Source organism: Roseobacter sp. TSBP12, assembly GCF_009129705.1.
Classification (GTDB): Bacteria; Pseudomonadota; Alphaproteobacteria; order Rhodobacterales; family Rhodobacteraceae; genus Celeribacter; species Celeribacter baekdonensis_A.
In genome coordinates, this window is sequence record NZ_PYIB01000022.1 from 1 (window position 1) to 11,130 (window position 11,130).

Annotated in this window: 11 protein-coding genes and 1 pseudogene; 3 read left to right on the forward strand and 9 right to left on the reverse strand. The window is 59.5% G+C overall.

Annotation, left to right across the window (positions count from 1 at the left end; genetic code table 11):
* The 6 genes and pseudogenes from C8029_RS05565 to C8029_RS05595 all read right to left on the reverse strand — a co-directional run.
* On the reverse strand, positions 1-1,068 hold a 1,068-nt coding region (locus C8029_RS05565; RefSeq protein ID WP_152002460.1), incomplete at its 3' end, for a lytic transglycosylase domain-containing protein.
* Between the two features lie 202 nt (positions 1,069-1,270).
* Positions 1,271-3,663: pseudogene (locus C8029_RS05575) on the reverse strand (VirB4 family type IV secretion/conjugal transfer ATPase).
* Entirely contained in the window at positions 3,638-3,916 is a 279-nt protein-coding gene (locus tag C8029_RS05580) for a VirB3 family type IV secretion system protein (protein WP_074646916.1), read from the reverse strand. The pseudogene C8029_RS05575 and the gene C8029_RS05580 overlap by 26 nt, the downstream one beginning before the upstream one ends.
* Positions 3,917-3,931: 15 nt before the next feature.
* Positions 3,932-4,213: a TrbC/VirB2 family protein gene (locus C8029_RS05585; RefSeq protein WP_074646914.1), complete on the reverse strand. Its 282-nt coding sequence runs from the start codon at positions 4,211-4,213 to the stop codon at positions 3,932-3,934.
* A gap of 15 nt (positions 4,214-4,228) precedes the next feature.
* Complete coding sequence (locus C8029_RS05590; RefSeq protein WP_074646912.1) at positions 4,229-4,765, reverse strand: lytic transglycosylase domain-containing protein; 537 nt, start codon at positions 4,763-4,765, stop codon at positions 4,229-4,231.
* A 100-nt stretch (positions 4,766-4,865) separates the two neighbouring features.
* Positions 4,866-5,180: a hypothetical protein gene (locus C8029_RS05595; RefSeq protein ID WP_074646910.1), complete on the reverse strand. Its 315-nt coding sequence runs from the start codon at positions 5,178-5,180 to the stop codon at positions 4,866-4,868.
* A gap of 144 nt (positions 5,181-5,324) precedes the next feature.
* Between C8029_RS05595 and C8029_RS05600 the strand changes: the two genes are divergently transcribed.
* Positions 5,325-5,903, forward strand: coding sequence for a hypothetical protein (locus C8029_RS05600; RefSeq protein ID WP_074646908.1), 579 nt, complete (start codon positions 5,325-5,327; stop codon positions 5,901-5,903).
* On the opposite strand, the gene C8029_RS05605 is transcribed toward C8029_RS05600, so the two are convergent.
* The 3 genes from C8029_RS05605 to C8029_RS05615 all read right to left on the reverse strand — a co-directional run bounded on the left by C8029_RS05605 (position 5,897) and on the right by C8029_RS05615 (position 8,496).
* The gene (locus C8029_RS05605) at positions 5,897-6,097 is read right to left on the reverse strand and encodes a hypothetical protein (RefSeq protein WP_074646905.1); all 201 of its coding nucleotides are present in this window, start codon (positions 6,095-6,097) and stop codon (positions 5,897-5,899) included. The genes C8029_RS05600 and C8029_RS05605 overlap by 7 nt on opposite strands.
* A 541-nt stretch (positions 6,098-6,638) precedes the next feature.
* Positions 6,639-7,463, reverse strand: coding sequence for a universal stress protein (locus C8029_RS22280; protein ID WP_226946242.1), 825 nt, complete (start codon positions 7,461-7,463; stop codon positions 6,639-6,641).
* A gap of 58 nt (positions 7,464-7,521) precedes the next feature.
* Positions 7,522-8,496, reverse strand: coding sequence for a LysR family transcriptional regulator (locus C8029_RS05615; RefSeq protein ID WP_074646903.1), 975 nt, complete (start codon positions 8,494-8,496; stop codon positions 7,522-7,524).
* Positions 8,497-9,042: 546 nt separating this feature from the next.
* On the opposite strand from C8029_RS05615, the gene C8029_RS05620 reads away from it, so the two are divergent.
* A complete protein-coding gene (locus tag C8029_RS05620; RefSeq protein WP_074646897.1) occupies positions 9,043-10,029 on the forward strand; it encodes an ABC transporter permease in 987 nt (328 codons plus the stop codon).
* Between the two features lie 72 nt (positions 10,030-10,101).
* Positions 10,102-11,127 (forward strand): sugar ABC transporter substrate-binding protein, encoded by a 1,026-nt coding sequence (locus C8029_RS05625; RefSeq protein ID WP_074646895.1) that lies wholly within the window; start codon positions 10,102-10,104, stop codon positions 11,125-11,127.
* Positions 11,128-11,130: the final 3 nt, after the last annotated feature.

The window sequence follows — 11,130 nt, forward strand, 5'->3', positions numbered from 1 at the left end:
GTCGGCGACGAGGTGCTGCGCGTAAGCCGCCTCGCGCTGCTGGTTTGCCGCCATCAGCCGGACGCGAAGGTTGAGGATGCGACCGATCTCGGCTTTGGCATAGGTGTTGAGCTCCCAGGCCGCTTTGGCATTGGGTTGCGCGTCGATCTGCAGGATGATGGCACGCAAGCGGTTGATCACCTGTTCGGTGGTGGCCGAGCTGTCGGCGGCGTAATAGACGCCCGCCTCGGAGATGCTGGCATATTCGGCGAGCGCAAAGTCCGAGGGCGAGAGCGTGCCGAGCGCGTCGGCGCCACCAACCACGGCGAGGTATTCGTTGTAGAATTTCGAGATGTTGCGCACGTAGCCTTGGGTCTCGGCAAAGGGTGGCACCCCGCCGTATTCGATGACCCGGCCCGGCCCCGCGTTATAGGCCGCGAGCGCATGGGGGATGTTGCCGAAGCGATTGAGTTGGGTCGTGATATAGCGCGCGCCGCCGCGGAGGTTGTCTTTTACGTCATAGCGGTCGACTCCAAGATCGGAGGCGGTGCCGGGCATGAGCTGGGTCAAGCCATAGGCGCCGACCGGGCTTTCGGCAGAGACGTTGAAGCGGCTCTCCTGCTTGATCAGGGCCTGGAAGAGGCAGCGCCACTGGGTGGCAGAAAGACCCGCGCGGGCCACACCGGGTGTGCCAGCGAACTCACCCGCGACCTCGACGATCATCATCTCGACCGTCTCGCGGCCTTCGCCGAAAAAGCGGCTGTTCATCGGGCTGGGATCGGTATTGGGATAGACCGCTGCCACTCCGAAATCCGCGTTGCCATCGAGCGCGCGGATATCGAAGCCGGGCCCGGTGATGGCTGCGGTCATCTTCTCGAGGACGCGCAGCTGGTCGGCCTGCACATCGGCCAGCGTGGACTCGGTGTGGTCCTTGTCCTGCTGGACGCCCAGATCTTCGGCGAGAGCTGTCACCCGTGCAATGGCGCGCCCGATCGCGGAATTATCCTGCGTCGGTACGCTCTGGGCATGCGCGGGCAGGGCGCTGAGGCCAAGGCTGAGCCCGGCGGATATGATCGCGACGCGGCTCATTCCGGACGGGGCAGGGACTCGAAGGTGCAGTCCGGCTTGGCCGTTGCGTGAGCCGGTGCGCCCATGGTCGAGACCGAAAACGCGGATCGCGTTACTTGCGGCTCACCATTGCGTCCGAAGCAGGGCGAGGTTTTCTCGGTGTATGTCTCGCAAGCCGACAGCAGGCTCGCGGCGGCGCAAAGCGCGAGGAGAGGTTTCGAACTCATATCACATGTCTCCAAAAATCGGGATTGGCGCGCCAATCGGCGGGCACGCGGCTTCGCCGGTGGCACCGCCGCCAAGGATGGGAAGGAGGTCGCCAAGTGCAGAGAGGTCGGCATCGACGAAGACACTGTCGCCCGCCGAGCGGATAAGCGCGATGCGCTGGCCGATGGTCGGCTGCACGAGAAGGGCAGCCTCCTTGGCGTTCACGCGGAGAAAATCGTAATCGGAGACGGTGGCGCGATCGTTCGGGAAGAGGATCTGGGTCGGGACTGTTTCGACGATGGTCTTGCCGACGCGGCTGTTCCGCAGCTGGCTCGGATATTGCGTCATCATGATCACGACGCAGTTCATCTTGCGCAGCGTCACCAGCCAGTTTTCCAGCCGCGCCCCGAAGTAGGGATCGTCCAAGAGCTTCCAGGCCTCGTCGAGCACGATGATGGTGGGGCGGCGGTCTTCGACCACGCGTTCGATCTGGCGGAAAATGTAGGAGAGCACCGCCATCCGCTCGGTGGTCATGTCGAGGATCTCGGTCATGTCAAACCCGACGATGTCGCCTGTGAGCTTGAGGCCCGCGCCGCGCTCGGACTCGTCGAAAACCCATCCGTAACGTCCACCCGGCGCCCATTCGGCGACGCGGGACTGCAGCTCGCCATCATCATCGAGCGACTGAAACAGCGTCTCGAAACTGACAAAGCGCTGCAGCGCCGCGCCCGCATCGGCGTTCTGGCCGACCGCACTCTGGATATGGCGGGATTGCTCGCCGGTGAGTGTGCCATTGCGCGTGAGGAGTGTCGCCAGCCAGTCCGAAAGCCAGGCACGGCCGCGCTCGTCTGTCTCGGTGGCGAGCGGATTCAGCCCTGTCGGTACGCCCGCGCGGATCTCGTTGTAGCGCCCGCCCAAGGCGCGAACCGCCATTTCGAGGCCGCGATCCTTGTCGAAGAAAAAGAGCCGCGCGCCGACCCGCTGCGCTTGGGCTGCGAGGAAAGCGGTGGTCAGCGTCTTGCCCGTGCCGGTGCGACCGAGCACAAGCGTATGGCCGACCGTTGGTTCCTTGCCGGGGCCGCCCGCCTCGTGGAAATTGAACCGATAGCCCGAGGTGCCGACCGTGGGCAGGGCCGAAATGGTCTGACCCCAAGGCGACTGATCCGGCCCGCGCCCTTCGACGCTGCCGTGAAGTGCCGCGAAATCCGCGAAGTTGATCGAGGAAATCGGCGTCTTGCGGGCGCGGTAGCCGAAGTTGCCGGGAGATTGTGCGAAGTAGGTGGCTTTAAGCGCCATGTTCTCGCGCACGATCACCGACATGATCTCTTGGCCAACGCGTTTGATCTGGGCGGCGGCGCGTTCGAGCGTGTCGCGGTCCGGGGCGTAGACGGCGATGGAGAGGTGATGATCGCCAAAGGCGATGCGGCCCGCTTCCTGGTCATCGGCGGCCTGGCCCAGTTGTTCGCGCAGAGAGACGGCGGCATCGTCGGAGGCATGCATCTGACGGATGATGCGCTGGATGCGTTCGGCCATGATGTTGTTCGGGATCGGACTGAAGGAGTTCGTCAGCACGATATCCAGCGGCAGGTCGAGCGCGTCGAGGAGTGTGACGTCGGTGAGTGCGGGGTAGGACTTCATCGAAAAGAGAGCGCCGTATTTGACCCGACCGGTCACGGCATCGGTCAGGGTGACAACTTCGCCATCAAAGGTCGCGCGGCAATTGCTCAAGGTATGCGAGAGGGGCAGGGCGCTATGCCCGAAGGCGATGGGGGAGAAGCTGCCCGCGTTCAGGGTATTGAGATAGCCCAGCCATTCACCACCGGACTTCGTGAGTCTGACTGGGTTGGCCGACGCAAGCGCCACCTCGAAAAAGCCCATGACCTCGTTCAGCTCCTGCAGGCGTGTCGCGCGGTCCTTGACCCAGGCCCTGCGGGCCAGCGCGCGCAGGAGCGGAATACGGGCCGAGATGTCAGGCCGCCGAATCACGCTGAGATAAAGTTGGCGTTTGGCGGGGCGCAGGTCTTTGACATGGGCCTGCCAGCGCGTGTCGATCGCGGCGGCGAAGCTGTCTCCCTCGATAGGGCGCATCCCGAGATCCTGCGGGACTGAGATCCGGTGGATGTAGAAACCAAAGGCATTACCGGTCTGGGCGACGATGGCTGCGACCGCGCGTTTGAGCGCATCGAGCCGGGCGTCCTCAGTGGTCATCGGGTTAAGCCCGTCGAGGCGCAGGGTCGCCATCAGATCGCCCTCGCGCAGGACCATGACATCGTCATCGGCGAGAGCAAAATACGGCAGGTGTTCGGCGAGATAGCTCTCCCGCGCGAACTCCCCGCCGCCAGCCTGAAGGAGTGCCGTTCCGTGAGTGGAAAGTGTGCCTGCATCAAGCGCCAAAGCTGTCGCCTCCATGCAGGGCCCGGTTCTTCGTCGGGCGCACCGATCCATAGGAGACGCGCAGCACCTCGAAGAAATGCGGCTCGCGGTCGGCGACGAACCAGAGGATCGGATAGGCGACGAGGCCGATCAGGAAGAAGGCCATGGACTTGGTCCAGATGAACGGCAGAACGACCCCGGTCGCCAGCACCACGAGGTATCCGACAGGGAGGCCCAGATACTTGGGCGGTCGGGCGAGGCCCAGAAATAGGGGGGATCGTTCTGCCAACTCTATTCTCCAACCTCAGGAGAAGCCGTCGACAATGGTGCCGGCCGAGAAGATCAGCACGATCCCGATGATGACCGAGGCGAACCAGCCCCAGTTGAGCCTTCCCATCATACACATGAAGCCGGTGCCAATGACCGCGAGCGTCGCGACCGCGATCCCGATCGGACCGGTGAGAGCGGCCTCGACGGTTTCCAGCATGGTCTGGATCGGCGACAAGTCTTGCGCGAAAGCGGGTGCCGAGAGAATCGTCAAGGTTGTAGCGGTGGGCAAAAGGCGGCTGAGGCGATGTCGAAGCATGCGAAGTTCCTTTAATTACTGAAAATCAATGAGGACCGGTGCGCGCTCTGGCAGGCTGGTCGCGAGGCGGAAGCTTGGCTTGTTCGTAGGCGTCCCCGCCAGCCGAGACTGTATCCGGTGAATGCGCGCAATGTAGGCACGCGTCTCGGAGAAGGGTGGGACGCCCGCGTATTGGATCACGCGGTGAGGACCGGCATTGTAGGCCGCGAGCGCAAGGTCGATGTCCTTGAACGTGGCGAGTTGAGCGAGGAGATAGCGCGCCGCGCCGTCGAGGTTCTGGGAGGGATCGCGCGGATCGACGCTGAGAGCACGGGCGGTATCCGGCATCAGTTGGCCGAGACCATAGGCGCCCTTGGGGCTTACGGCGGTCGGGTTGTAGCTGCTTTCAGCTTCGACCAGTGCGCGGAACAGGACCTGCCAATCATCCGGGCCCAGACCAACCTGCCGCAGGGCGCGATTGCCCTCGTGGCGATCTGCGGTGGCCAGGATCAAATTGAGGATCTCTGTGCGCCCCGAAGTCGGTGTAGCCTCCTGAGGTGGAAATGAAACCACGGGTTCAGCGCCGTCGTTCAGCCCTGCCCAGGCGGGTTTTTCGCCGTGGAAGGTCCAACCTGACGTCCGAACAGTGCCATCGCGCGCAAAAGCGATGACGTCAGCCGCACTCCTCGAGGGTGATGCTGTAGTCAGGGCCAAAGCACAGATTGCGCCCGTCACCGAACTCGAGATGATGTTTAAAGAGCCCCGGCCAGATGTTGAAATACCGCGGCTCGGGCCCGTGCGGGGTAATTCTCGTGGAGACGAGAATGGCTTCCGGCTCGCCGATCCGCAGGTAGATGCACTGGTAGCGCGGCTTGCCATCGTCCGTGAACCCCACGAGTTCATACCGGCAGCGGAATGCAACGCCCTTCTCAAAAAGGTCTTTTACACCATCGATGGTGATCAAAATTTGGTTGCGCGCTATCGGCATGTTCGGACTCTCCCCATGAGAGCCCTTCTACTTCACGACACTAAGGCCATAAAGTCATATGGAGTCAATACGACATATTGCAGATAAATACAAATTGCGCGATAGTTCGCGCAACTTTCGCGCGAAACAAGGCTGGTGAGCGACATGAAGCGACAGGCGATGGCTGCGGTGATGGGTGTGATGGCGGCGTTCGGCACCCCTGAGAAGGCGCGGGCCTATGATATCGACTGCGCCATCATGCTTTGCATGGCGGGTGGTTTCCCGCCAAGCGCGGTCTGCGCACGGGCCTATCGCACCATGATCCGCCGCATCACGCCCTGGCCGAGCCTGCCGCCCTTCGGGGTCTGCACCTTTGCCCATGTGCCGGTCGAGCTGGGCGGGCCCGGCGGGGAGGGTGAGCTCGACACCAACCTGCCGGAATACGAATGGCTGAACCGGACCCATGTGATCTGGTTCACTGGAAGCTCATATGACACCAATGAGGATGGGCGTGTGTGGAACTGGTCCGTGAAATCGTGCGATCGGGAGAACCGAACCTGCACCTATCTCCAGCGCGCGCGACGAGAAAGCCGGTCATGGCCTGACAGTTTCGTCTCTCAAAGTGGCCAAGTGATCGAGTTGCCCACGAGGCGACGCTCAGGTGAATTCTCTCTTCGCAGCATCATGGTCGAATACGGCGACTATGAGGGCAACATGGGCCACTCGGAGTGGTTTGCTTATTGATCGCTCTCATCAGGATCGCTGAGGGAAAAAGGGCGGATGTAAATGGCCGACGGGTCATATTGGTCAGGGTCAAAATGCCAGAGACGGCTGGTGGTGCCATCGTTCCAACGGTAGTCCGTGAAGACGTGGGTTTCGACTTGCTTTGAGAGGAAATAGCCTTCCTGAAAGGGCCTTCCGATCTTCTTTTTACCCATAAAAATACTGCTTACAAATAAAATGTGCGCATGAGCGCGCAGGGGTATGATAAAAGGCCTATATAGCGCTCTGTGAACAAGAGGGTCGGGTCACCCTCCAAGAATTTTGTGATACGTTCCAATAAATTAATGGATGAAGCGAACTTTGCGTTCTCCTCCTTGCCATATGAATTCGACTCATGTTGGACAGATTAGTAAGTTCGTCATGACTAAGAAAACGCGCGTCTCAGCTCCTGCATGTTCAATACAAACACAGTTGCTCAATTTGACGACTGTGGAATGGACATTATGCGCGACATGCAGTCACGCTAAATATATGTTACAATTGCAGATTATTCTCTGTGCTGTCCGCGCGGCTAAGGCGCACGAGTCCGGATGTGATTCACGAGCATCGCGCGTCTTATCAAGACGGGGTAGACCCGCGCTGGCGGGCATCCATAGAGCCACTTCTTAGTGGTTAATATGAACGAAATGTCGTCTCGTTCCGCTTTGTCTAACTGTCCTGTTGTTGGCATAAAACATGCATGTAGGGGGCATTCTTTTAGTGCGACATGAACACTGGCACTTTGGCGGTGCGGATTACATGGTGGGTGACACCGCCGAACAGATCCTGCGAAAACTTGCTGTGCTCGTATGCGCCCATCACGATCAGCTGTGCGCCGATTTCAGAAGCCGTAGTTTCGATGATCTCCGCGATTTTTCGTCCCGATCGGGGACGCAGGATGTGTTCCGCCTGTATGCCGTGGCGTTCGAGGTGGGTCACGATATCGGTGCCTGTGGGCATCTCGTGAAGCACATCGCCGACGGTCAGGATCGAGACCTTCTTCGGTGCATCTTCGAGCACGGTCATGGCGTCGCTCAGCGCACGCGCGGAGGCCCGTTTGCCGTCCCATGCGACCAGCACATGATTGGCCAGCCCTTCTGAGATATAGTCATCGGGCACCACAAGTACGGGGCGACCGCTTTGCAGCGCCATCACATCCGGGCTGACGGCCCGGTATTCATCCGTGGGAAGTTTCGGAGGATAGCCGGTTACGATGAAGTCGAAATTCCGGGCGATCTCTGCCAGAGAAAGTTTGCCGATGACCTCGGGCATGAGAAAACGGGCGCGATTTTCGATCCCGGCGGCTTCCACTTCCTGCTGAAACAACTCCCGCGAGCCCTCGATTTTTGCGGCTCTCACCGTCTTGAGCTTGTCGTGGAGGTCTTCGGTCAGACCCAGCACCTGATCGAAATAGGACGACGGTCCGCCATAAATGCCGGTCAGCCATGCTTCATGGCGTTTTGCAACTTTCACGGCGTGACGAAGGCTATGGGGAAATCCCGCGCTTCCAGTGTGGGCGAGAAGGATGTTTTTAATGGTCACGATGTCCTCACAGTCCGAAAATGATTTCCGAAACCTTAGACGACATAATCTTAGAGGTCTATGATTTTGTGGTTTCCCGTCCGAAATTCGCAAACGTATTGCGGATTTCCGAGATCAGTTCGGTTTGCGGCGCGGAGAAGACCATTTTCTTGTCATGGATCAGGAACAGAGGGATGGCGATGTCGATTTCCGGTGTCTGCACGATGCGAAGCCCGTCTTTTTCCGGGTTGGCGGGCACGGCGCTCTGAAACACAAAGCCGACACCGATATCTGCGCGAATGGCGCTCAGGATCGGTTCAGGATGCCCGAATTCCAGGACGCTGTTTGTGCGGACAACGCCCGCGGTGCGCAGGGCCTCGTCAATGAGTTCGCGGGCGATCTGTCCCTTGCGGGGGGTGACGAACGGCAGGGAGGCGAGGTCCGACAGGCTTGCGACATTTCCGGCGAAGCTGCTGTTCAGGGCCGCAACAAGGAAGAGGGGTTCTTTCCAGAGCAATTCGATTTCAAGCCGCGATGTGTCCTGGTTAGGGTCAATCAGGGCGACGCCAAAATCGCAGTCGCCGGAGAGAACGGCCTCGGTGGCGAGGCGGGGGCTGGACATCGACATGCAGACCTTGCTGGTCGGATACTCCTTGTGAAACCGGATAATGATATCTGGAAGTTTATATGTTCCGACGACCATTGTGGCTGCGATCTTGGTTTCTCCAAGGATACCCTGACGGATATCCTCCAGATCAAGAAACATCTCCGTGCTGCGTTGCATGACCTCGGTTGCCCAGGAATAGACCCGTTCGCCGGCTTGGGTCAGTTCGATATTGCGCCCGGCCTTGCGCACAAGTTGCGTTCCGAGACTTTCTTCGAGGCTGCGCAGGTGCGCCGTAACAGCCGGCTGGGCAATGTTTAGATGTTCGGCGGTCCTTGTCACGCTGGAATATTTGGCAACGATGCAAAATACATTGAGTTTATGCAACGTCAGGTTTCTGGAATGCAGAAACTCCTGTGGCAGAGGGACATGTTTCGGCTGTTGTGTCATGGCTTCGGTCCGGTTTCAGGTTTCAGTCGGTATTGGCAGGCCGAGATGTCCCGGCAGGGGAACGATTTTGCGAAGGTTATTCGCGAACACGCGTCGGGCGCGTGTTCGCGGGCGGTGTCGGTGATGGCTTGGCGGGCGGTCGATGTTTCCAAGGGAATATCCGTTCTCCCGTATGGGTGGGGGTGTCATGGATGTCGTACTATGAGAACTCTAATTCATAATCTATCTCATATGTATTTTTGTGAAGTTGATATTAGACAAAATATCGCCCGATCCCAAAGATACGGGCAGCAAAACAAACAAGACGACAAAATGACGCGTCCGGTTGGCGCCGCACAACGATCTTGCCAAAGGCTTGCGACAGGGAGGATGGCAAGGAGGGCATCGCCTCTGTCAGGTGATACGGACGACACATGACGCCTGTCGGGATGAATGCAGACATTCGCCCGGGATTGTCAGGCATGACATTATTTTGGGTCCCGCTCTGAAACGATCGCACATGAAGATGCGACGAGGGCAGGGGCATGGCTTGGGGAGGAAGCCGCCATGACTGCACATCAAAAAACGAGGCTCTCGTTGAACCAGGAACAAATGGTGCTTGCCATTTCCGGGGCGCTTTTCGTGATTTTCTCGCTGACACTCGACAGCTTCTTTCAGGTGTCGAATCTCGTGTCGCTTTTACAGAATGTTTCGATGCTGGGTATTCTGGCCATTGGCATGGCCGGGGTCGTCATCGGACGGGGCATAGACCTGACGATGGTTGCGGTCATGGTGTTTTCCACCGGATGGTCCTTTGTCCTTTTTACCGGCGGGATGCAGATCGAACTGGCGTTGCTGTTGGGGCTGTTGCTGGCGCTGGCCATTGGGACGGTCACCGGCATCCTCGTGGCCTATGTCGAAATCCCGGATATCTTCGCCACGCTCGCCATGGCCACCGTCATTACCGGGCTCGGGCGTTTCGCGCTGGTGCCGAGCGACAATATTTTCATCAGCGGCGATGTTGGCTGGCTGGCCTCGCTTGGGACGGGGAGCGTCGCGGCGTTGCCGATGCCCGTCGTGCTGTTCCTGGTCGTCGCCTGTGCCGCTTTCGTCGGGCTGCGCCTGACGCGCTACGGGGCGTTCGTCTATGCGATCGGCGACAACCCGATGGCGTCGCGCAACAGCGGTATCCCGATCCGCCCCATCAAGGTCCTGATGTACAGCAGTTCGGCGTTCATCGCCTTCTGTGCTGGTCTGATCATGGCGATGACGGTGTCCTCCGTGAACACCAAACTGGCCAGTTCGACGATGATCTACGACATCATTCTGGTGGTCGTGATCGGGGGGATCGGTTTGGCCGGGGGCAAGGGCAGCGTACGCAATGTTCTTTCAGGCACGCTTTTGATCGGATTGCTGCTGAACGGCATGACGATCATGAACATCAGCTATTCCGCGCAGAACATCATCAAGAGCCTCATTCTGTTGTTGGCGATCATTGTCGACTCGGTGCTCAACCCCAGAGATGAACAGACCTCTCAACAGGGGGATATCTGAGGCGCTTACAGGCCAAAACAACACCCAACAATAATCGAAAAAAAGCACAACAAGTCTCATGGGAGGAGAAACATGAAACTGTCCAGATTGACAAAGGCGCTCGGTGTCACAGCCGTTCTGTGCGCGACCCTAGGGGTTTCCATGCCAGCGATGGCGGAGCGCCCGAACGACGGCCTGATCTTTGACTATCACAAGGCATTGGAAGGCAAAAAGGTCGCTTTCGTTCCGATCACGATGGGGTTCGACCTGACACAGGGCTGGATGGCGGCCGTTGAACGGGATGCAGAGCGGCTCGGGTATGAGCTGACGATCCGCGATCCCAACTGGAATGTCGATGCCGGGGCCCAGGCCATCGAACAGCTCATCAACGAAAAGCCCGATGTGTTGATCGTCCACAACAACGATATGCAGGCCTATGCCAAGCTCATTCGCCGGGCGATGGATGCGGGCATCAATGTGATCCAGATGAACCTGAAGACCCCGGTCAACTCCGACGCCTTCGTCGGCGGGGACTGGTACGATGTCGGGGTGAAAACGGCGCAGGAGGCCGCCCGGATGTGCGGCAAGGGAACCTCGGGCAAGGTCGCCGTGGTGCAGGGGCCGGTCACGGCGCCGCCGAACCAGTTGGGCGTTGCAGGCGTCGAGGATGCCCTGTCGGAGTACCCGGATATCGAGATCGTTTCCAATCAGGCCGCCGACTGGGACGCGTCCAAGGCGCGCTCGATCGCCTCGACCATTCTCAAACAACATGGCGATCTCTGCGCCTTCATCGGCTTGTGGGACAATATGGATGTCGGCATCGCGGCGGCCATTCGCGAAGCCGGGCTGACGGAGCAGGTCAAACTGATTTCAACAGGCGGCGGCAATCAGCAATTCGGCTGTACGAACCTCGAGAGCGGCGCGTTTGCGTCCTATGTCAAGGTGGACACCCGCGATCAGGCGAATCAACTGGCTGAAACCATCCAGATCCTGTTGCAGACCCGGCCCGAACCGGGATCGCAGCCCTTCGGTCTTTATACGGAAAACAAGATCCTGACACCGGACACGGTGGGCCCCGCATCCTGCTGGACGCTGGACGGGATCAAGGCGGGCGACTGAGCC